Genomic DNA, 21,224 nt, shown 5'->3' with positions numbered 1-21,224 from the left:
CTATCGCAGGCAAGCCAGCTCCCACATTTTTTCTTACTGCATAAGGCTTAGAAGTCGCGTTTGTAGAAGATGTCCAGGGAACTGGCCACACCACTCGCCACTTCCAGATACACCTTCTTGCTCAACAGATACCGCAGCGCAATCGTGCTCGCCGGTTCAAACACCCCCACCCCGTAACGCAGGCTGAGCTTCTCGGTGATCTTGCCGCTGGCCACCACCGCCGTGGTCGTACCGCTGCCTTGGGTGTCGAGTTCAAAGTCCTGGATACCCAGGTTCTTCGCCAGGTCCGAGGTGACCCCGGCGCTGCCCATCAAGCCCAGGCCCAGTGCGGCTTGGGCAAGCATATTGTTGTCTTCGCCGGTGGTGGTCAGCGGACGCCCCAGCACCAGGTAGGACAACGCCTGCTCCTGGCTCATGGCCGGTTCGGAGAAGATTTGTGTGGTGGGTTGCTCGGCGCTGCCGCTCAGGCGGATACCGGCGATGATGTCGTCGGTCTTGCGGATCGCTTCGATGTCCAGGTACGGCTGGTCCAAGGGCCCGGCGAACAACAGGCGCGCGCGGCGCACGTCGAGTTTCTGGCCGTAGGCGCGGTAGCGGCCGTCGTTGAGCCACAGCTCGCCACGGGTGTCGAGGTTGTCGCCGATATGCACATGGCCCTGCACCTTGGCGGTGAGGCCAAAGCCCGAGAAGTTGAGCTTGTCCTCGCCCACCACCACATCAATGTCCATCGCCATGGCCATCGCCGGCTTGCCTTCTTCGGTCTGTCTGCCAACGATCACCGTGTCATCGGAAACCTTCACGGTGGACGGCGGCAGCTCACGCACGGTGATATCACCACGCGGGATCTGCACCTTGCCGGCAATGGCCAGTTTGTCGTCCTTGAGGCTGATTTTCAGGTCGGGTGCCACTTCCAGCACGGCATAGGGTTCCACCGTCACCGGCAGTTGCGCGCCTTGCAGGCTGAGGTCCACCGCCAGGGCGCGGCCCCAGTCGATCTGGCCCTTGAGACTGCCCTGCCCGGCCTTGCCGCTGCGCCAGGCGCCATTGAGCTGCACGCTCTCACCGGCAATCAGCGCCTGCACGTTGAGGCCTTCAAGGCTGATGGGCAGTTCAGGCCCGGAGACCTCGCCGCCCACCAGGTTGATGTTGCCGTTGACCTGAGGTGCCAGCAGGCCACCGGTGATACGCCCGTTGCCGTTGAGCTTGCCGCTGAGGGTTTCCACCATCGGCACAAACGGCCGCGCCACGGCGAGGTCGAGGCCGACCAGGCTGAAATTGCCGGTAATCGGCTTGTTCTTCGGCAGCGGGTTGATCTGCGCCTGCACCGTCAGCTCGCCGAGCTTGCCGCCACGGAAGTTCAGTTGGGTGTCGATGCGCTTGGGGTTGAGGGTGGTTTCCAGCTTCAAGGTGTCGTAGGGGAAGTCCAGCCAGTGGTCCTTGTCCTTGACGCGCAAGGTGCCACCGCTGGCATCCACGGCGACCACGCCTTTGGGGCCGCTGTTGGGCAGGTCAAGTTGCAGGTCGGCGTTGAGCTTGCCTTGCCACGCGAAGTCCTTGGGCAGAAACGCCGCCAGGCTGTCGATGGGAAATTGCTTGAGGTGGTAACGCAGCTTCGGCTCGGGCATCAGGCGCTGGTCTTCACCGCACAGGCTGGCGGGGCCGGACACCCAGCAGTGCGCAGCGAAGGTCAGCTTGCCGTCGGCCATGTAGTCGATTTTCGCCGGGGCTTGCAGCTTCCAGTCCTGGCCACCGGCCTGCACATCACCACTGGCCAGGCGCCCGCGCCAGTTGCCTTTGTCGAGATTGCCGTCCAACGCCAGGGCCAGCTTGAGCAGCGGACCGGCGAGGTCCAGTTGGACCTTCTGGTTCTTGATGTCGCCCTGGGCGCTGGCGGTCAGGGTACCGACCTGGGTGTCACCGGCTTGAATGCCGCTGCCCTTGAGGTCGATCTTCGCGCGCTGGGCGCTGTCCAGCGTGGCGTCGAGGTTCAGGCTTTGCAGACGATTGTCGGCAAACGCCAGTTGCTGGCCCTTGAGGCCGAGCTTGCCTTGCGGCGCCTTGAGGCTGCCGGCGACGTCGAGGCGCCCATTGATTTGCCCGCGCAGTTGCGGCCACAACTGGGCCAGGCGCGCCAGCTTGATGTCGATCTGCCCGGCCAGGCGTTGTTGCAGGCTGCCACTGCCGTTGATGCGGTTGTCGCCCAGGCGGATGTCGAGGTTGGCCAGGGTCCATTGTTCACCGGCACCTTCGGCCTTGGCCGCGAGCACGGCGGTTTGCCCGCGCAGACGGCCCTTGAGGTCGAGGTCGGCGTTCAGCTTGAGCTGTTCGTTCTTGAATTCGCCCTTGCTGCGCAGCGGCCCTGCAAGGGTGCCGGGCAGTTCCGCGACCCAGTACGCCGGGTTCAGCGCCGACAGGTCCAGCGCGGTATCCCAGGCGATGCCGTCGGCGAACTGCACGTTCAGGTGGCCTTCGGCCTTGCCCTGGCCGGCAGTGAGCTTCAGTTCGGGCAGGAAGATTTGCTTGAGGTCGCCACTGAACGGCGTGACCACGTTGAACTTGCCGGCCGGGCCGTCGAGGTCGGCCTTGAGGTTGCCCAGGTAGTTGCCGTCTTTGTACGAAATCTCACCATTGAAGGTACGCAGCGTGACTTGCGGCTCGTCGATCAGCGGGTACAGACGGTGCCAGGGAAAGTCCAGCCAATCGATCTTGGCGTCGGCACTGAAACCTTGCTGCCAATCCAGTTGGGCGCTGAGCTTGAGGCTTTGCTTGTCGCCGGCCGTGAGGTCAAGGCCGGCGATCTGTGCGCCCTTGGCGTCGACACGGCCTTGCAGCAGCAAGTCCACCGGGCCTTTTTCCGCAGGCAGCACGGCCTTGCCCAACAGTTGGTAACCGCTTTTCAGGTCGCCTTTGGCCGTGAGGTCCAGTTGATTGAGTTGCAGGGTGTCGGGCAGGTCGGCGCTGGCTTTGAAGCCATCGGCGGTGATGTGCAGCTGGGCCGGGAGGTTGTCCGCCAAGGGTTGCAGCTCGCCGCTGAGCTTGGCCGGCAGGTAGCCGCTGCTGTCGGCGTCGAGCTTGAGGGTCTTGAGCAGGTCGCCATCGACTTTCAGCGCGACAGTCCAGGGCGCGCCGTCGGGTGCGTAAGGCAGGCTCAGGTTACCGGTGGCGCTCAGTGGCCAGTCGCCAGTGGGTTGCAGCAGGCCCGCCAGGTCCAGGACCAAATCGTCGCGTTGCAGGTGCACTGAATCGATCTGCATGCCCGCGGCAGTCCAGTGCGCGGCCAGTTGCAGGCCCTTGAGTTCTTCGCTGCCGTTGAACAGCAGGCTACCGACGCGAACGTCGCCCAATTGGATCGCCACGGGCAGTTTCAACTCGGGCAATTGGATCGGCCCACTGCTCTCCTCGGTGCTGGGTGGAAATTGCAGGCTGACCTGCTCCACGTCCAGTTGGTTGACACATAAGGTCATGCGCAACAGGCACGCGGGCGACCAATCCAATGTCGGCGCCTTCAGCTCGACGCGGCTGCTGTCCCGTTGCCACAGCAGGTGATCGGCGCTCCAACGCCCACCCAAATGCCCCTGGAAATTCTCCACGCTCAAGCCCGGCACACGGCCCAAGGCCCAGCGGCTGCCCGCCTGGGTGCCGAGTACCGCCCACAGGGCCAGCAACAGCCCGGCGAGGATCGCCACCACGGCCAGCCCCGCTATTTTCACACCACGCATCACAACTCAGGCCCCATGGAAAAGTGCAGTCGAATGCCGCCCGGTTCTTCGAGGGCATGCGCCAGGTCGAGGCGGATCGGCCCCACCGGCGAAACCCAGCGGATACCGACGCCCACGCCGGTCTTCAAGCTGGGCATTTCCAGGGTATTAAACGAGTTGCCCTGGTCGATAAACGTTGCGATCCGCCATTTCTCGGCGATGGAATATTGATACTCCGCACTGAGGGCCACCATGTAGCGGCCACCAATGCGGTCGCCCCGGTCGTTCTCGGGCGACAGGGTCTGGTACTCGTAGCCGCGCACGCTCTGGTCGCCACCGGCAAAGAAACGCAGCGACGGCGGCACCGATTTGTAGCCATTGGTGGCACTGCCGCCCACCTGCGCACGGGCGAGGAAGCGATGGTTGTCCCACAAGGTGGTCAGGCCTTTGACCATGGCCGTGCCGTAAAGCAGGTTGGTGTCGGAGCCCAGGCCCTCTTTGGCCACCTTGGAATCAAATTGCAGGCGGTAGCCGTTATGCGGGTCGATGCGGTTGTCGCTGCGCAGGTAGGAATAACTGATGCCCGGCATCACCAGGTTACTCAGGCCGGAGTCATTGCCCAGGCGGTATTCTTCGCGCTGGTATTTGAGCGAGATCACCCGGGTCCAGCCGCTGGGCAACTTGCTGTGCCATTCGGGGCCGAGGGTGAGCAATTTACTCAGAGTGTCGGTGTTGGCCAATTCTTCGTTCTGGTAACCACCGGCGAAGCGCAGTTTGTCGGTGAGCGGTGGGTCCAGCGGCACGTCGTACCACAGGCCGACGTTCTGGCGCGGCGCCGACAGTTCGGCTTCCCAGCCATAACTGTGGCCCTGGGGGTTGACCCAGTGCCGGGTCCAGTTGGCCTTGCCACGCGGGCCGACGTCGGTCGAGTAGCCCAGGCCCAGGCCCATGGTGCGCGGCTTGCGGGTTTCCAGCTGCACAGCCACCGGGATCACATCATTGGTTGAGGCGGCGGGCGCGGCGTCCACGCGCACACCTTCGAAAAAGCCGCTGGCTTGCAGGTTCTGGTTGAGTTCGGCGATCAGTTCGGAGTCGTAGGGGGCGCCACTTTTGAACGGCACCATGCGTTGCAGCAGTTCGTCATCAAACGGCGTGTCGCCCTTGAAGTTGACCTGGCCCAAGGTATAGCGCGGGCCGCTGTCGTAGATCAGTTCGATATCGGCCACGCCTGCCTGCGGGTCCACTGCCAGTTTCTGGCTGGTAAAGCGCCCGCTGAAAAAGCCGTAGCGTGAGGCCTGGTTCTGGATCAGACGCTTGGCGTCTTCGTAATGGCCGTGGTTGAGCACAGCACCGGATTTGAGGTCGTCGCTGGTGGGCACGCGAAACGCCTTGAGGTTGGCGGCCTGGCCGTCCACCCGAATGGTCACGTTGCGCAAATGTACCGGCTCGCCGGGGTCGATGGTGAGGATCAGGCGCGGGTTCTTGCCGCCCTTCACGTCACTCTCGATCTGTGGCTGATAGAAGCCCAAGGCCTGGGCCGCTTTACGCGCCTGCTCCTCGGCGCCACGGCTGAACCGCAGCAACGCTTCTTCATCACGATCGCCCACCCCGCCGATATAGCCTTCGATGTTGGCTTTCAACGCGTCGTTTGAGGGTTTGATGCGCACGTCCAGTTCGCTTTGCGCCAAGGCGCCGCAGCTTGTGAACAGCAGAATCAAGCCGCTGGTAAATCTTCCTGGAAACTTCATAGGCGGGGATGCTACACGAGCCGGGGAGCTTCTTTGAACCCGGATTTATCTGAATAATTCTGGATCAAGGCGTTGCAGCATGTAACCGCTGTGGATTGGCGTGGAAAAACACATGTTCCAGGATGGGTCCTACGGCGACTTCACCAATCTCCTCGTAGCCCTGGCGTTTATAGAATTCCAGATAGCGAGAATTCCCCGTGTCCAGCACCACGCCGGACGAATGCGGGTCTTCGGCACACCAGTTGTGCACGGCCTCCAGCAGTTGCTCGCCGTAGTGTTTGCCCTGGAACTGCGGGTGAATGCCCAGCAGCGGCAGCATGTGCACCGCCTCGCCGGGCAGGCACGCCAGCACCGCGTGATGGTAGTCCAGGTAACGCCGGGTACCGCGTACGCCGGTGCTCAGCCACATGCGCAGTTGCCAGGCCCAGCTCTCGGTAATCCCCAGGCGGCGTTGCGGCGGCGCGATCAGGGCGATGCCGATCAGGCGGTCGTTGACGAACAGGCCGATGGCGGGCAGCTTCTGGAAAAAATGCTGCTTGACCAGTTCACGCACAGTGGCGCGCACGCGCTGTTCGTAACCTGGGCGTTCGGCCTCGAAGATGTAGGCAAACGTCGGCTCATGCCGATAGGCCTGGTACAACAGGGAGCGAGCCTCGCGGGAATAGCCGCTGTTGAGCAGGCGGATTTCGGCGGGGGCAGTGGACGTGTCCGGCATACAGTTGATCTCCCTGGGCGCCACTGAAAAGGATGGCGTTCTTATGGGTACGAACCTACGCGACTCCAGTCGTTCCCAGACATTAGCAGTGCAACTGCCCTACCGCCACGCTGGCCCCCGTCCGACTTGTCGGCTAGCATCGCCCTTTTGCCAAGACTGGACTGCCGACCATGAAAATCGTCTCCTTCAATATCAACGGGCTGCGCGCCCGCCCTCATCAGCTGGCGGCACTGATCGAGAAGCACCAACCGGACGTGATCGGCCTGCAAGAAACCAAGGTCCACGACGACCAGTTCCCCCTGGCCGAAGTGCAGGCTCTTGGCTATCACGTGTACTACCACGGCCAAAAAGGCCACTACGGCGTCGCCCTGCTCTCGCGCCAACCGGCGTTGAGCCTGCACAAAGGCTTCGCCAGCGATGAAGAAGATGCCCAGCGTCGCTTTATCTGGGGCACGTTCGCCGACGAAAACGGCAACCCGATCACCATCATGAACGGCTATTTCCCACAGGGTGAAAGCCGCGACCATCCGACCAAGTTCCCGGCGAAGAAGCGCTTCTACGAAGACCTGCAACAGCTGTTGGAAAGCCAGTTCAGCAATGACCAGCCGCTGGTGGTGATGGGCGACATCAACATCTCCCCGGAAGACATCGACATCGGCATCGGCGCCGACAACGCCAAGCGGTGGCTGAAAACCGGCAAGTGCAGCTTCCTGCCGGAAGAGCGCGAGTGGATGGCACGCTTGAAAAACTGGGGCCTGGTGGACAGCTTCCGCCACCTGAACCCGGACGTGGCCGACCGTTTCAGCTGGTTTGACTACCGCAGCCGTGGGTTTGAGGACGAGCCCAAGCGTGGGCTGCGAATTGACGTGATTTTGGCGTCCAATGGCTTGCTGCCACGGGTCAAGGATGCGGGGGTGGATTATGAATTGCGGGGGTTGGAAAAGCCTTCGGACCATGCGCCGATCTGGCTTGAGCTGAGCTGACCGCAGGCTGTACTCATTCTAAATGTGGGAGCGGGCTTGTGTGGGAGCGGGCTTGCTCGCGAATGCGGAGTGTCAGGCAACTAATTTTTGACTGAACCACCGTATTCGCGAGCAAGCCCGCTCCCACATTTTGATCTGTTGAGTGTCAGTCATATTGCTGAAACCTTACTGACTTATTCTCGCGGCACTCCCTTTGGCTTGAGAAGGTGCCGGCATGAGGCTGCGCGTTCTGTTCCTGCTGGTCCTGTTTCCCCTGTCCGCCGTTGCTGCCTCCCTGCCCGCTCCCGATCAAGGCCCCGCATTGCGCATCCAGGGTTCCAACACCATTGGCGCGGCGCTCGGGCCGGCGCTGGTCAAGGGGCTGCTGGAGCATCAGGGTTTGCAGGCGGTACACAGCGAACCGGCACAAGGCGCCAACGAACAGCGCGTGGTCGGAAAGACGCGCCAGGGCAAGATCGTCAGCATCGAAGTCGCCGCCCATGGTTCCAGCACCGGTTTCACCGCGTTGAAAAAATCCTCTGCCGACCTGGCGGCGTCCTCCCGCCCGATCAAAGACAGTGAACTGGTAGACCTCGAACCCCTCGGCGACCTGAAAAGCCCCAACGCCGAACAAGTGATCGCCATCGATGGCCTCGCCATCATCCTCAACCCGCAAAACCCGTTGACCACCCTGAACACCGAACAACTGGCGCAGATCTTCAATGGCGAGATCAGCACCTGGGAAGCCCTGGGCGGTGTCGGCGGGGACATTCATTTATATGCGCGCGACGACCAGTCCGGTACCTACGACACCTTCAAGGAACTGGTGCTGCGCCTGCGCGGCAAACCGTTGGCGGCGACGGCCAAACGCTTCGAGTCCAGCGAAGCGTTGTCAGATGCGGTCAGCCAGGACCCGCAAGGCATTGGTTTTATCGGCCTGCTCTACGTGCGCCAGGCCAAGGCGGTGGCGATTGTCGACGGTGATTCGCAGCCGATGCTGCCGTTGAACAGCTTGATTGCCACCGAAGATTACCCGCTGTCGCGGCGGTTGTTTTTCTACCTGCCGCCGTCCAGCCACAACCCGTGGGCCAAGGCGCTGGTGGACTTTACCCAGAGCAGCAAGGGCCAGGCGATTGTCGCGGCCAGCGGGTTTATTGCGCAGCAGGTGCAGGCGATGAGCGTGCAGGCGCGCTCGTCGATGCCTGAGGATTACCAGGCCATCGCCCGCGAGGCCCAGCGCTTGACCGTGAATTTCCGCTTCGAAGAAGGCAGTGCCAGCCTCGACAACAAGGCCCGCCAGGATTTGCAACGGGTGGTGGCGTATCTGAAAGGCCACGACAAGCTCGACCGGCAGGTCACGCTGGTGGGGTTTGGCGATGCCAAGGATGACTCGCAGCGGGCGGCGTTGCTGTCGAAATTGCGCGGCATGGCGGTGCGGCGGGAGTTGGTCAAGAGCGGCGTTGTGCTGAAGGATATTCGCGGGTTTGGTGCGCAGATGCCGGTGGCGGCGAATACGGCGGATGAGGGTAGGATCAAGAATCGGCGGGTGGAGGTTTGGGTGTACTGAGGCTTGGGGGTTGGGTTGTGGCGACTGGCCTCATCGCGGGCAAGCCCGCTCCCACACTTTGATTTGTGAACACATTCAAAATGTGGGAGCGGGCTTGCCCGCGATGCAGGCGACGCGGTGTTACTGCCCGCTACGCATCAACTCCCGAGGCACATACTTGCCAATCTCAAACTTGCCAATCGCCGCCCGGTGCACTTCATCCGGGCCATCGGCCAGGCGCAGGGTGCGTTGCATGGCGTACATGTAGGCCAGCGGGAAGTCGTTGGAAACCCCGGCGCCGCCGTGGATCTGGATCGCGCGGTCGATCACCTTCAACGCCACGTTCGGCGCCACGACCTTGATCTGGGCGATTTCGCTTTTCGCCACTTTGTTACCCACGGTGTCCATCATGTACGCCGCTTTCAGGGTCAGCAGGCGCGCCATGTCGATCTCCATGCGCGAGTCGGCGATCTTGTCGATATTGCCGCCCAGACGCGCCAGCGGCTTGCCGAACGCAGTACGGCTGACGGCGCGTTTGCACATCAGTTCCAGCGCACGCTCGGCCATGCCGATGGAGCGCATGCAGTGGTGGATGCGGCCTGGGCCCAGGCGGCCTTGGGCGATTTCGAAGCCGCGGCCTTCGCCGAGCAGGACGCTTTCGTACGGCACACGTACGTTGTCAAACAACACTTCGGCATGGCCGTGGGGCGCGTCGTCGTAGCCGAATACCGGTAGCGGACGGACGATTTTTACCCCGGGGGCATCCACCGGCACGAGGATCATCGAGTGCTGCTGGTGGCGCGGAGCGTCGGGGTTGCTCAGGCCCATGAAGATCAGGATCTTGCAGCGCGGGTCGCAGGCGCCGGAGGTCCACCATTTCTTGCCGTTGATCACCCACTCGTCGCCCTGACGCTCGGCGCGGGCCGCCATGTTGGTGGCGTCGGAGGACGCGACGTCCGGTTCGGTCATGGCGAACGCGGAGCGGATCTCACCGCGCAGCAGCGGCTCAAGCCAACGCTGTTTCTGCTCGGCGTTGGCGTAGCGCACCAACACTTCCATATTGCCGGTGTCGGGGGCGGAGCAGTTGAACGGCTCCGGGCCGAGCAGCGAGCGGCCCATGATTTCTGCCAATGGCGCGTATTCGAGGTTGGTCAGGCCGGCACCCAGTTCGGATTCCGGCAGGAACAGGTTCCACAAGCCTTCGGCTTTGGCCTTGGCCTTCAGCTCTTCCATGATCGCGGTGGGCTGCCAGCGATCACCTTCGTTGACCTGGCGTTCGAACACCGGCTCGGCCGGGTAGACGTATGTGTCCATAAACGCGGTGACGCGTTCACGCAGTTCCTGAACCTTGGGCGAATAGGCGAAATCCATGAGCAGCTCCCTTCTCTGAGAGGTTGTTTAGGTCATGAAATTGATGCTAGAACAGCGCTGATAATTTACCTAGCCTATTCTCGGCGTGTATTAACATTCATCACCGATATATGATCGGCCTATCGGCATCTAACAATAAGAGCGCAATGCATATGAATCTGAGCAAGGTCGACCTCAACCTGTTTATCGTCTTCGACGCCATCTACACCGAAGCCAACCTGACCCGCGCCGGGCAGATTGTCGGCATTACCCAGCCGGCGGTGTCCAACGCGCTGGCGCGGCTGCGCGAAACCTTCAACGACCCGCTGTTCGTGCGCACCGCCCAAGGCATGGTGCCCACGCCGATGGCGCAGAACATCATCGGCCCGGTGCGTAATGCGCTGTCGTTGCTGCGGGTGTCGGTGCAGGAAAGCCGCATCTTCAACCCACAGCAGGCGGCCAAGACCTACCGCATCAGCATGACCGACCTCACGGAAGCGGTGATATTGCCGGCGCTGTTCCAGCGCCTGCGCCGCCTGGCGCCGACGGTGGTGATCGAGAGTTTCCTGTCCAAGCGCCGTGAAACCACCAAGGAACTGGCCGCCGGGCGCCTGGACTTTGCCGTGGATGCGCCGCTCAACACCGACCCGCAGGTGCGCCACGTCAAGCTGATGGAAGACCGCTACGTGTGCGCCATGCGCAAGGGCCATCCACTGGCGGGCAAGGACAAACTGACGCTGGATGACTACCTGGGGCTGACCCACATTCATATCTCCAGCCGCCGCAACGGCTTGGGCCATGTGGACCTGGCGCTGGGCAAGATGGGCCTGCAACGCAAGATCGCCCTGCGCTCCCAGCACTACCTGATGGCCTCGCAAGTGTTGCAGCAGACCGACATGGTGATGACCGTGCCCGAGCGTTTTGCCCGCCGCCATGAACTGCATTGGTTCAACCTGCCGGTCAACGATGTGCCGCCGGTGGAAACCCACCTGTACTGGCACGAAAGCACCGACCAGGACCCGGCGAACCGGTGGATGCGTGAGCAGATGATTGAGTTGTGCCAGCAGGTGACGGCGCATGAGAAGAAGTTGGATGGCAAGCAAGCTTGACGTTAACGTCAACCAGCCATTAGCTTAGCGCCCAAGACATCTTCTCGGGCACTAGCATGAGCACCACCTACAGCATCTCCGACCTCGCCCGCGAGCTCGATATCACCACCCGCGCCATTCGCTTCTACGAAGAACAAGGCCTGCTGGCCCCGGAACGCCGGGGCCAGGAGCGCATCTACTCGGCGCGGGACAAGGTCAGCCTCAAATTGATCCTGCGGGGCAAGCGCATCGGTTTTTCCCTGGCCGAATGCCGCGAGTTGATCGAACTCTACGACCCTACCAGCGGCAACCACATCCAGCTCAACAGCATGCTCAGCAAAATCGCCGAGCGCCGTGAGCAGCTGGAACAGCAACTGCTGGACATCGAACAAATGAAGCTGGAACTGGACACCGCCGAAGAGCGCTGCACCCAGGCCCTGGCCCACACCATGAGCCAGGTTGGCCATTGATCAGAAGGTAGCTGCCATGTCCCTCCCCTCCCATGTGCGCCTGGTGGAAGTCGGCCCACGCGACGGTTTGCAGAACGAAGCCCAGCCCATCAGCGTGGCCGACAAGGTCCAGTTGGTGGACGCCCTCAGTGCGGCCGGCTTGAGTTATATCGAAGTCGGCAGTTTTGTCTCACCCAAATGGGTGCCGCAGATGGCCGGGTCGGCCGAGGTGTTTGCGCAGATCCAGCGCAAGCCGGGCGTGACCTATGGCGCACTAGCGCCGAACCTGCGCGGTTTTGAGGATGCATTGGCCGCCGGGGTCAAGGAAGTGGCAGTGTTTGCGGCGGCGTCCGAGGCGTTTTCCCAGCGCAATATCAACTGCTCCATCAGCGAAAGCCTGGAACGCTTTGCGCCGATCATGGCGGCGGCGAAACAACACGGGATCAGTGTGCGCGGGTATGTGTCCTGTGTGCTGGGTTGCCCGTACGAAGGCCAGATCGCCCCGGAGCAGGTGGCGGCGGTGGCGCGGGAGCTGTATGCGATGGGCTGCTACGAGGTGTCCCTGGGCGACACCATCGGCACCGGCACGGCGGGCGCTACACGGCGGCTGTTCGAGGTGGTCGGTGCGCAGGTGCCACGGGACAAGCTCGCAGGGCACTTCCACGACACCTACGGCCAGGCCGTGGCGAATATCTACGCCAGCCTGTTGGAGGGGATCAACGTGTTCGACAGCTCTATCGCGGGCCTCGGCGGCTGCCCTTACGCCAAAGGCGCCAGCGGTAACGTGGCGACCGAAGATGTGCTGTACCTGCTCAACGGCCTGGGTATCGAGACCGGTGTCGACTTGGAGGCCTTGATCCGCGCGGGCGAACAAATCAGCCGCGTGCTCGGTCGGCCAACAGGCTCGCGTGTGGCCAAGGCACGTAACGCCGGTTGAGTAGCATAGCCGTGACAATGTGTTACCGCCTGCCTACACATCGAGTAACACGGGAACATATTTTGTCTCATTTGCCGTAGGCAATTACCTATACAAAAATCAAACCATTGATTTTAAAGGACTTTTAAAAGTTGGCACGGCTTCTGCTATCTCTATGGCATAACAAGAATAAAAAGCGCCAAACCTAATAAAAATAAGACGAAACGACTCTGACATAACAAAAACAACACGGCAGAGACGCAGCTAACAGATTTTTTTGGAGAAGATGTGCTTCGCAGGGAACGGCAATGCCGAAACCCGCGACCAGTAGAGAAAAATAAAACTACCTCAGGTAGCTACCCACTGGTTGGATCGCGTGCGAAGAAGCAGATCAGCGTTCAAAAAAATACGTTTGCTCTTGACCCCGGATGGGGGTCGCCAAAAACAGCGGTAAAGGGTAACGGTTGCCAAAAACAACAATAGACCGCCCCTCAATAATAAAAAAAGAGCACGCAACGACAAATTAAAGGGGACCCTCGGGTCCCCTTTGTGCTTTCTGCGATTCAGCCATTTGCCTGACACAGCGCGATTCAAAATGTGAAAGTTGCTTGTGTGGGAGCTGGCTTGCCTGCGATAGCAGTGTGTCAGTCACTGCATGTGTGGCGGATGTACCGCTATCGCAGGCAAGCCAGCTCCCCCATAAACCTGAGGTGTTATTGAGAGTGGGTTTGCAACTCCTCCATCGAAATCTCGCGCATGCGGAATTTCTGGATCTTGCCCGTCACCGTCATCGGAAACTCCTCCACAAACCTGAAATGCCTGGGCGTCTTGAAGTGTGCGATGCGCCCCTTGCACCAGGTTTGCAACTCAAGGGCATTAGCCACATGGCCCGGGTGAAACTTGATCCAGGCCACGATCTCTTCGCCATAACGCTCATCCGGAATACCAATGACCTGCACGTCCGCCACCGCCGGATGGGTAAAGAAAAACTCTTCCAGCTCACGCGGATAAACGTTCTCGCCGCCGCGAATAATCATGTCCTTGTTACGCCCGGCAATGCACACGTAGCCGTGGGCGTCCATGCTCGCCAGGTCACCGGTGTGCATCCAGCCCGCGTCGTCGATGGCTTCGCGGGTGCCTTCGGGGTTGTTCCAGTAGCCGAGCATTACGCTGTAGCCACGGGTACACAGCTCACCGATCTCACCGCGCGCAACCGTGTTGCCATCAACGTCGATGATCTTGTTTTCCAACTGTGGCTGAGTGCGCCCGACCGTGGTGACGCGGCGCTCCAGGTCGTCATTGGCGCCGGTCTGCAACGACACCGGGCTGGTTTCGGTCATGCCGTAGGCGATCTGTACTTCGCCCATATGCAACTCGCTGATCACCCGGCGCATCACTTCGATAGGGCACGTGGCGCCGGCCATGATGCCGGTGCGCAGGCTGGCCAGGTCGAACTCGCCGCGACGCGGGTGATCGAGCACGGCGATGAACATGGTAGGCACGCCGTAAAGGCCGGTGGCGCGTTCTTCAGCGACCGTGGTGAGGGTCAGCAACGGGTCGAAGCCATCATTCGGGTAGATCATCGTGGTGCCATGGGTGATGCAGCCGAGGTTGCCCATAACCATGCCGAAGCAGTGATACAGCGGCACCGGGATCACCAGGCGGTCCTGCGCGGTCAGGCCGAGGCTTTCGCCGACCATGTAACCGTTATTGAGAATGTTGTGGTGGCTGAGGGTGGCGCCCTTGGGAAAGCCGGTGGTGCCGGAGGTGTACTGGATATTGACGGGCTGATCGAAATGCAGGCTGGCCTGGCGGTTGTGCAGTTGCTCGGGCGGGACGCCGGCGCCGAGGGCCGCCAGTTGCGACCAGGGCATGAAGCCCGGCGGCGGGCTGGGGTCGAGGCTGATGAGGCCGCGCAAGTCCGGCTTCAGCGCCTGCACCATCGCGTGATAATCGGAGGTCTTGAACGCCCCCGCGCACACCAGCCACTGGCAACCGGACTGCTTGAGCACATAGTCCAATTCGCTGCTGCGATAGGCCGGGTTGATGTTGACCAGAATCACGCCCAGCTTGGCACTGGCGATCTGGCTGATGCACCACTCGGCACAGTTGGGGGCCCAGATGCCCAGGCGATCACCGGTTTGCATGCCCAGGGCAAGGAAGGCGCGGGCGTGCAGGTCAACGGTCTCGGCCAGTTGTCGCCAGGTGTAGCGGCGCTGCTGATGGCGCACCACCAGGGCTTCGCCATCAGGGAATTGCGCAACGGTGTGATCGAACGCCTGGCCAATCGTCATGGCCAGCAAGGTCTTGTCCTGAGCGCCACGGCTGTAGCTCTGATTCGGTTGTTCCATAACGACCCCTGTTGTCTTTTTTGTAGGTTGACGTAAACGTAAACTACGATTGACAGCGCCGTAACGCAAGCTTACGTTAACGTAAAGGTGAGCGCCCTCCCCCGACGTTCAGCCCACACAAAAACAAAGCTCACATTAAGGTGCCTGTCCATGAGTTACCCGTCCCTGAACTTCGCCCTCGGCGAAACCATCGACATGCTGCGCGATCAGGTGCAGTCCTTTGTAGCCAAGGAAATCGCACCCCGCGCCGCGCAAATCGACAGCGACAACCTGTTCCCCGCCGACCTGTGGCGCAAGTTCGGCGACATGGGCCTGCTCGGCATTACCGTGCCGGAAGAATACGGCGGCGCGGGCCTGGGTTACCTGGCCCACGTGGTGGCGATGGAAGAGATCAGCCGCGGTTCTGCCTCGGTGGCGTTGTCCTACGGCGCCCACTCCAACCTGTGTGTGAACCAGATCAACCGCAACGGCAACCACGCGCAAAAACTCAAGTACCTGCCCCAACTGCTCAGCGGCGAACACGTCGGCGCCCTCGCCATGAGCGAGCCGAATGCCGGCTCCGACGTGGTCTCGATGAAGCTGCGCGCCGACAAACGCGGCGACCACTACGTGCTCAACGGCAGCAAGACCTGGATCACCAACGGCCCCGACGCCAGCACCTACGTGATCTACGCCAAGACCGACCTGGAAAAGGGTGCCCACGGCATCACCGCGTTCATCGTCGAACGGGACTGGAAAGGCTTCAGCCGCAGCAGCAAATTCGACAAGCTGGGCATGCGCGGGTCCAACACCTGCGAACTGTTTTTCGATGACGTCGAAGTACCGGAAGAAAACATCCTCGGCGCGCTCAACGGCGGCGTGAAAGTGCTGATGAGCGGCCTGGACTACGAGCGCGTGGTCCTTTCCGGCGGCCCCACCGGGATCATGCAAGCCTGCATGGACCTGATCGTGCCCTACATCCACGACCGCAAGCAGTTCGGCCAAAGCATCGGCGAATTCCAGCTGATCCAGGGCAAAGTCGCCGACATGTACACCCAACTCAACGCCAGCCGCGCCTACCTCTACGCGGTGGCCCAGGCGTGCGAGCGCGGCGAGACCACGCGCAAGGACGCCGCCGGCGTGATCCTCTACAGCGCCGAGCGCGCCACGCAAATGGCCCTCGACGCGATCCAGATCCTCGGCGGCAATGGCTACATCAATGAATTCCCCGCCGGCCGCCTGCTGCGCGACGCCAAGCTGTATGAAATCGGCGCCGGCACCAGTGAGATTCGCCGGATGCTGATCGGTCGCGAACTCTTCAACGAAACCCGCTGAGGGAGCGCGCCATGGCCACCTTGCATACCCAGCTCAACCCGCGTTCGGCGGAATTTGCCGCCAATAGCGCGGCGATGCGCCAACAAGTCGATGCCCTGCACACCCTGCTCGCCCATGTGCAACAAGGCGGCGGCGCGAAAGCCCAGGAACGCCACACCTCACGCGGCAAACTGCTGCCCCGTGAGCGCATCAACCGCCTGCTCGACCCGGGTTCGCCGTTCCTCGAACTGAGCCAACTCGCCGCCCATCAGGTGTATGGCGAAGACGTGCCCGCCGCCGGGGTGATTGCCGGGATCGGCCGCGTGGAGGGCGTCGAGTGCATGATTGTCGCCAACGATGCCACGGTGAAAGGCGGTTCCTACTACCCGCTCACGGTAAAAAAACACCTGCGCGCCCAGACCATCGCCGAGCAGAACCGCCTGCCGTGCATCTACCTGGTGGATTCCGGCGGCGCCAACCTGCCGCGCCAGGACGAGGTATTCCCCGACCGCGAGCACTTCGGGCGGATCTTCTTCAACCAGGCCAACATGAGCGCCCAGGGCATCCCGCAAATTGCCGTGGTGATGGGCTCGTGCACCGCCGGCGGCGCCTATGTACCGGCCATGGCCGACGAAGCGATCATGGTGCGCCAGCAAGCCACCATCTTCCTCGCCGGACCGCCGCTGGTGAAGGCCGCCACCGGCGAAGTCGTCAGCGCCGAAGACCTTGGTGGCGCCGATGTGCACTGCAAGATCTCCGGTGTGGCCGACCACTATGCCGACAGCGATGAACACGCGTTGGCATTGGCGCGGCGCAGCGTCGCCAACCTCAACTGGCGCAAGCAGGGCCAGTTGCTGCAACGCCCGCCCGTGGCGCCGTTGTACAGCGGCGAAGAGTTGTACGGCGTGATCCCGGCCGATGCCAAACAACCGTTCGATGTGCGCGAAGTGATCGCGCGGCTGGTGGATGGTTCGGTGTTCGATGAGTTCAAGGCGCTGTTCGGCACCACGCTGGTGTGCGGTTTTGCGCACCTGCACGGCTACCCGGTTGCGATCCTCGCCAACAACGGCATCCTGTTCGCCGAAGCCGCGCAAAAAGGCGCGCACTTTATCGAGCTGGCGTGCCAGCGCGGCATTCCCCTGCTGTTTTTGCAGAACATCACCGGCTTCATGGTCGGGCAGAAATACGAAGCCGGCGGCATCGCCAAGCACGGCGCCAAACTGGTCACAGCCGTGGCCTGCGCCAAGGTGCCGAAGTTCACGGTGATCATCGGCGGCAGCTTTGGCGCCGGTAACTATGGCATGTGCGGCCGCGCCTATGACCCACGGTTCTTGTGGATGTGGCCGAATGCGCGCATCGGCGTGATGGGCGCCGAACAGGCCGCTGGCGTGCTGGTGCAGGTCAAGCGCGAGCAGGCCGAACGCGCAGGCGTGGGATTCAGTGCCGAGGAAGAAGCCGCGATCAAGCAGCCGATCCTCGACCAATACGAAACCCAGGGCCACCCCTACTACTCCAGCGCGCGCCTATGGGACGACGGGGTCATCGACCCGCTGCAAACCCGTGACGTGCTGGCCCTGGCCCTCTCTGCCGCGTTGAATGCCCCCATCGAGCCGAGCCGCTTCGGCGTGTTCCGCATGTAAATGGAGCTGTACCCCATGAGCGATTTCAACACCCTCGAACTGATCACCGACAGCCGTGGCTTTGCCACGCTGTGGCTCAGTCGTGAAGCCAAGAACAACGCGTTCAATGCCGAGATGATCCGCGAACTGATCATCGCCCTCGACCAGGTGCAGGGCGATCCCTCCCTGCGTTTTCTCGTGTTGCGCGGGCGCGGCAAACACTTCAGCGCGGGCGCCGACCTGGCCTGGATGCAGCAGTCGGCCGAGCTGGATTACCACACCAACCTGGACGACGCCCGCGAACTGGCGGAGCTGATGTACAACCTGGCCAAGTTGAAAATCCCTACCCTGGCGGTGGTGCAAGGCGCAGCCTACGGTGGCGCGCTGGGCCTGATCAGCTGCTGCGACATGGCGATCGGCGCCGATGATGCGCAGTTCTGTCTGTCGGAAGTGCGCATTGGCTTGGCCCCGGCCGTGATCAGCCCATTCGTGGTGCAGGCCATCGGTGAACGCGCGGCGCGGCGTTACACCCTGACCGCCGAGCGTTTCGGCGGCCAGCGGGCGCGGGAGATCGGCTTGCTGGCAGAGAGCTATCCGATCAGCGAGTTGGATCTGCAGGTCGAACTGTGGGTCGCCAACCTGTTGCAAAACAGCCCGGCAGCGATGCGTTCCAGCAAGGATTTGCTGCGCGAAGTCGGTAACGGCGCCCTCACACCGGCGTTGCGCCGCTATTGCGAAAATGCCATCGCCCGGATTCGCGTCAGCGCCGAAGGCCAGGAAGGCCTGCGTGCGTTCCTGCAAAAACGTACGCCGAGCTGGCAGTCCCAGGAGCCGCGTTCATGAGCACACTCACCACCGTACTGGTGGCCAATCGCGGTGAAATTGCCTGCCGGGTGATGCGCACCGCCAAGGCCATGGGCCTGACCACCGTGGCCGTGCACAGCGCCACGGACCGCGACGCGCGCCATAGCCGCGAGGCGGATATCCGCGTTGACCTGGGCGGCAGCAAGGCCACCGAGAGTTACCTGCAAATCGACAAGTTGATCGCCGCCGCCCATGCGAGCGGCGCCCAGGCGATTCATCCAGGTTATGGTTTTTTGTCGGAAAACGCCGGGTTTGCCCGCGCGATTGAGGCGGCCGGCTTGATCTTCCTCGGCCCGCCCGCCTCGGCCATTGACGCCATGGGCAGCAAATCCGCGGCCAAGGCGCTGATGGAAACTGCCGGCGTGCCGTTGGTACCGGGTTACCACGGCGAAGCCCAGGACCTGGAAACATTCCGCGACGCCTGCGCTCGCATCGGTTATCCGGTGTTGCTCAAGGCTACGGCGGGCGGCGGCGGCAAGGGCATGAAGGTGGTCGAGGAGGTCAGCCAGCTTGCCGAGGCCCTCGCCTCTGCCCAGCGTGAGGCGCTGTCCTCATTCGGCAATGGGCAGATGCTGGTGGAGAAATACCTGCTCAAGCCGCGCCATGTGGAAATCCAGGTGTTTGCCGACAGACACGGCCACTGCCTGTACCTCAATGAGCGCGACTGCTCGATCCAGCGCCGCCATCAAAAGGTCGTCGAAGAAGCACCGGCGCCGGGGTTGAGCGTTGAACAGCGCAAGGCCATGGGCGAAGCCGCCGTGCGCGCGGCCCAGGCCATCGGTTATGTCGGCGCCGGCACCGTGGAATTCTTGCTGGATGCGCGCGGCGAATTCTTCTTTATGGAGATGAACACGCGCCTGCAAGTGGAGCATCCGGTGACCGAGGCAATTACCGGCCTCGACCTGGTGGCCTGGCAGATTCGTGTCGCCCAGGGCGAAGCGCTGCCCATCACGCAAGCGCAGGTGCCGCTGGTCGGCCATGCGATTGAAGTGCGCTTGTATGCCGAAGACCCGGCCAATGATTTCCTGCCAGCGACCGGGCACCTGGCGCTGTACCGCGAATCGACAGCAGGTCCTGGGCGTAGGGTGGACAGCGGCGTCGCCCAAGGCGATAGCGTGTCGCCCTTCTACGACCCGATGCTCGGCAAGCTGATTGCCTGGGGCGAAGACCGTGAACAGGCGCGCCTGCGCTTGCTGAGCATGCTTGATGAGTTTGCCGTCGGCGGGCTCAAGACCAACCTGGGCTTTTTGCGGCGCATCGTCGGCCATCCGGCGTTTGCGGCGGCTGAATTGGATACGGGGTTTATCCCGCGTTATCAGGATGAACTGCTGCCAGAGCCGGGTGCGTTGAGCGATGGGTTCTGGCAGGCGGCCGGTGCGGCCTTTATGCAGAGCTTGCCGGTGGGCGATGGGCCGTGGGCTGACACCCGTGGTTTTCGTGCCGGGCTGCCTGCCGAGGTGTCCCTGCATTTGCGCTGCAATGGCCAGGACCGGCTGGTGACGCTGGCGGCAGAAACGGCGACGTTGCGCGACGAACAATTGTGGATCGAGCACCAGGGCGTGCGTCGCGCGCATCTGGCGGTGCGCAGCGGCGATACCTTGTACCTGCGTTGGGAGGGCGAGGTGCACGCGGTCAGCCTGTTCGATCCGATTGCGGCGGTGGAGGCCAACCAGTCTCACCAGGGTGGCCTCACGGCGCCGATGAACGGCAGCATCGTGCGGGTGCTGGTCGAGGTCGGCCAAACCGTGGACGCCGGCACGCAACTGGTGGTGCTGGAGGCGATGAAAATGGAGCACAGCATACGTGCGCCCCAGGCGGGCGTGGTCAAGGCACTGTTCTGCCAGGAAGGCGAAATGGTTGCTGAAGGTTGCGCGCTGGTGGAACTCGACACGGCGGGCTAGAACTTCGCCGTGGCCTGCACCACCACGCCGAGGATGCGGCAATCGTCGGTGAGCAGCAGCTTCGGGTACGTCGGATTGAGCGGCACCAGGTACAGCTGGCCGCTCTCTTTCATCAACTGGCGAAAGGTTGCCTGTGGGCTGTCGGCCCATCGGGCAACCACCAGCTTGCCCGGTTCGGCGGTGATGGCCGGGTCCACCAGGATCATCATCCCCGCGCTGATGCTCAGGCCACTGGGCGCGGTCATGGCATCGCCCGTGACCGGCAGCCAGAACGCTTCGCCTTGGGCGTGGTAATCCGTCAGCTCGAAGCGTGGCGTGCCATAGGTGGCACGTTCTTCACGGGCTTCGCACAGGCCGCTCCAATCGCTGACCGGGTAGCGGAAATACGGGTTGTAGTGGTTCGTCGCGCCGGGTTCCTCGGCGGACCGTTCGCGAATCTGCAACGAGACCTCCAGGTAGCCCAGGCCCAGCTCCGCCAGCACCCTGTTCATGTCCGCCACGCTCGGCACGCGTCGTTTGGCCAGCCAGTGGCCGACCCCGCCCTGGGTCATGCCCAAGCGCTCGGCCAACTCGGTCTGCGTGACCTTGGGGTGTTTCATGTTGGCTTTGACCAACGCTATCCATTTATCCATGGGGCCTGACAATACGTGAGGTATTTTCCCGGGCAATAAACAGTTTGTAGTAATCCATAAAACGACATAAATACGATACGTACTATCATCGG

General features: G+C 62.2%; 15 protein-coding genes. 9 read left to right on the top strand and 6 right to left on the bottom strand.

Features of this window, described 5'->3' with window-relative positions:
* Window positions 1–47: 47 nt before the first annotated feature.
* The 3 genes from J1G37_RS16660 to J1G37_RS16650 form a co-directional block, all read right to left on the bottom strand.
* Window positions 48–3,719: a translocation/assembly module TamB domain-containing protein gene (locus J1G37_RS16660; RefSeq protein WP_207043463.1), complete on the bottom strand. Its 3,672-nt coding sequence runs from the start codon at window positions 3,717–3,719 to the stop codon at window positions 48–50.
* Complete coding sequence (locus tag J1G37_RS16655) at window positions 3,719–5,446, bottom strand: autotransporter assembly complex family protein (RefSeq protein ID WP_207043461.1); 1,728 nt, start codon at window positions 5,444–5,446, stop codon at window positions 3,719–3,721. The genes J1G37_RS16660 and J1G37_RS16655 overlap by 1 nt, the downstream gene beginning before the upstream one ends.
* 64 nt (window positions 5,447–5,510) lie before the next feature.
* Window positions 5,511–6,161, bottom strand: a complete 651-nt coding sequence (locus J1G37_RS16650; RefSeq protein ID WP_124528933.1) for a GNAT family N-acetyltransferase — start codon at window positions 6,159–6,161, stop codon at window positions 5,511–5,513.
* Between the two features lie 170 nt (window positions 6,162–6,331).
* Here J1G37_RS16650 and xthA point away from each other — a divergent pair, with 170 nt between their 5' ends.
* Both xthA and J1G37_RS16640 read left to right on the top strand, forming a co-directional pair.
* Entirely contained in the window at window positions 6,332–7,144 is an 813-nt protein-coding gene (xthA, locus tag J1G37_RS16645; protein WP_207043459.1) for an exodeoxyribonuclease III, read from the top strand.
* A gap of 214 nt (window positions 7,145–7,358) precedes the next feature.
* The gene (locus J1G37_RS16640) at window positions 7,359–8,690 is read left to right on the top strand and encodes a phosphate ABC transporter substrate-binding/OmpA family protein (protein ID WP_207043457.1); all 1,332 of its coding nucleotides are present in this window, start codon (window positions 7,359–7,361) and stop codon (window positions 8,688–8,690) included.
* Window positions 8,691–8,810: 120 nt separating this feature from the next.
* Here the strand turns inward: J1G37_RS16640 and J1G37_RS16635 are convergent, their stop codons facing one another.
* Window positions 8,811–10,040 (bottom strand): acyl-CoA dehydrogenase, encoded by a 1,230-nt coding sequence (locus J1G37_RS16635; RefSeq protein ID WP_207043455.1) that lies wholly within the window; start codon window positions 10,038–10,040, stop codon window positions 8,811–8,813.
* Between the two features lie 152 nt (window positions 10,041–10,192).
* Between J1G37_RS16635 and J1G37_RS16630 the strand changes: the two genes are divergently transcribed.
* Genes J1G37_RS16630 through J1G37_RS16620 form a run of 3 tightly spaced genes read left to right on the top strand, consistent with a single transcriptional unit; the run spans window position 10,193 to window position 12,493 of the window.
* Window positions 10,193–11,128, top strand: coding sequence for a LysR family transcriptional regulator (locus tag J1G37_RS16630; protein WP_017737717.1), 936 nt, complete (start codon window positions 10,193–10,195; stop codon window positions 11,126–11,128).
* 56 nt (window positions 11,129–11,184) lie between these two features.
* Entirely contained in the window at window positions 11,185–11,577 is a 393-nt protein-coding gene (locus J1G37_RS16625) for a MerR family DNA-binding transcriptional regulator (RefSeq protein ID WP_017737716.1), read from the top strand.
* A gap of 16 nt (window positions 11,578–11,593) precedes the next feature.
* Window positions 11,594–12,493 (top strand): hydroxymethylglutaryl-CoA lyase, encoded by a 900-nt coding sequence (locus J1G37_RS16620; protein WP_207043453.1) that lies wholly within the window; start codon window positions 11,594–11,596, stop codon window positions 12,491–12,493.
* Window positions 12,494–13,185: 692 nt separating this feature from the next.
* On the opposite strand, the gene J1G37_RS16615 is transcribed toward J1G37_RS16620, so the two are convergent.
* Window positions 13,186–14,823, bottom strand: coding sequence for an AMP-binding protein (locus tag J1G37_RS16615; RefSeq protein WP_207043451.1), 1,638 nt, complete (start codon window positions 14,821–14,823; stop codon window positions 13,186–13,188).
* A 150-nt stretch (window positions 14,824–14,973) separates the two neighbouring features.
* Here J1G37_RS16615 and J1G37_RS16610 point away from each other — a divergent pair, with 150 nt between their 5' ends.
* The 4 genes from J1G37_RS16610 to J1G37_RS16595 are packed head-to-tail and all read left to right on the top strand — an operon-like array spanning window position 14,974 to window position 20,500.
* Entirely contained in the window at window positions 14,974–16,137 is a 1,164-nt protein-coding gene (locus tag J1G37_RS16610; protein ID WP_207043449.1) for an isovaleryl-CoA dehydrogenase, read from the top strand.
* An 11-nt stretch (window positions 16,138–16,148) separates the two neighbouring features.
* On the top strand, window positions 16,149–17,756 hold the full coding sequence (locus J1G37_RS16605; protein ID WP_207043447.1) for a carboxyl transferase domain-containing protein: 1,608 nt from the start codon (window positions 16,149–16,151) through the stop codon (window positions 17,754–17,756).
* 15 nt (window positions 17,757–17,771) lie between these two features.
* Window positions 17,772–18,578 (top strand): gamma-carboxygeranoyl-CoA hydratase, encoded by an 807-nt coding sequence (locus tag J1G37_RS16600; protein ID WP_207043446.1) that lies wholly within the window; start codon window positions 17,772–17,774, stop codon window positions 18,576–18,578.
* The gene (locus tag J1G37_RS16595; protein ID WP_207043443.1) at window positions 18,575–20,500 is read left to right on the top strand and encodes an acetyl/propionyl/methylcrotonyl-CoA carboxylase subunit alpha; all 1,926 of its coding nucleotides are present in this window, start codon (window positions 18,575–18,577) and stop codon (window positions 20,498–20,500) included. Before J1G37_RS16600 ends, J1G37_RS16595 begins: the two co-directional genes overlap by 4 nt.
* Here the strand turns inward: J1G37_RS16595 and J1G37_RS16590 are convergent.
* Window positions 20,497–21,132, bottom strand: coding sequence for an XRE family transcriptional regulator (locus J1G37_RS16590; RefSeq protein WP_207043441.1), 636 nt, complete (start codon window positions 21,130–21,132; stop codon window positions 20,497–20,499). The genes J1G37_RS16595 and J1G37_RS16590 overlap by 4 nt on opposite strands.
* Window positions 21,133–21,224: the final 92 nt, after the last annotated feature.

The organism is Pseudomonas sp. Marseille-Q1929 (genome assembly GCF_017316265.1).
Classification (GTDB): Bacteria; Pseudomonadota; Gammaproteobacteria; order Pseudomonadales; family Pseudomonadaceae; genus Aquipseudomonas.
The sequence above is the reverse complement of the archived record's forward strand: the minus strand, read 5'-3'. Positions and strand labels throughout refer to the sequence as shown.

Bases quoted from the DNA above. Each gene is read 5' to 3' on its own strand.
- J1G37_RS16630 (WP_017737717.1), top strand. From the start codon at position 10,193: ATGAATCTGAGCAAGGTCGACCTCAACCTGTTTATCGTCTTCGACGCC.
- J1G37_RS16595 (WP_207043443.1), top strand. From the start codon at position 18,575: ATGAGCACACTCACCACCGTACTGGTGGCCAATCGCGGTGAAATTGCC.
- J1G37_RS16615 (WP_207043451.1), bottom strand. From the start codon at position 14,823: ATGGAACAACCGAATCAGAGCTACAGCCGTGGCGCTCAGGACAAGACC.
- J1G37_RS16625 (WP_017737716.1), top strand. From the start codon at position 11,185: ATGAGCACCACCTACAGCATCTCCGACCTCGCCCGCGAGCTCGATATC.
- J1G37_RS16640 (WP_207043457.1), top strand. From the start codon at position 7,359: ATGAGGCTGCGCGTTCTGTTCCTGCTGGTCCTGTTTCCCCTGTCCGCC.
- J1G37_RS16635 (WP_207043455.1), bottom strand. From the start codon at position 10,040: ATGGATTTCGCCTATTCGCCCAAGGTTCAGGAACTGCGTGAACGCGTC.
- J1G37_RS16610 (WP_207043449.1), top strand. From the start codon at position 14,974: ATGAGTTACCCGTCCCTGAACTTCGCCCTCGGCGAAACCATCGACATG.
- J1G37_RS16660 (WP_207043463.1), bottom strand. From the start codon at position 3,719: ATGCGTGGTGTGAAAATAGCGGGGCTGGCCGTGGTGGCGATCCTCGCC.
- J1G37_RS16655 (WP_207043461.1), bottom strand. From the start codon at position 5,446: ATGAAGTTTCCAGGAAGATTTACCAGCGGCTTGATTCTGCTGTTCACA.
- J1G37_RS16650 (WP_124528933.1), bottom strand. From the start codon at position 6,161: ATGCCGGACACGTCCACTGCCCCCGCCGAAATCCGCCTGCTCAACAGC.
- J1G37_RS16590 (WP_207043441.1), bottom strand. From the start codon at position 21,132: ATGGATAAATGGATAGCGTTGGTCAAAGCCAACATGAAACACCCCAAG.
- xthA (WP_207043459.1), top strand. From the start codon at position 6,332: ATGAAAATCGTCTCCTTCAATATCAACGGGCTGCGCGCCCGCCCTCAT.
- J1G37_RS16605 (WP_207043447.1), top strand. From the start codon at position 16,149: ATGGCCACCTTGCATACCCAGCTCAACCCGCGTTCGGCGGAATTTGCC.
- J1G37_RS16620 (WP_207043453.1), top strand. From the start codon at position 11,594: ATGTCCCTCCCCTCCCATGTGCGCCTGGTGGAAGTCGGCCCACGCGAC.
- J1G37_RS16600 (WP_207043446.1), top strand. From the start codon at position 17,772: ATGAGCGATTTCAACACCCTCGAACTGATCACCGACAGCCGTGGCTTT.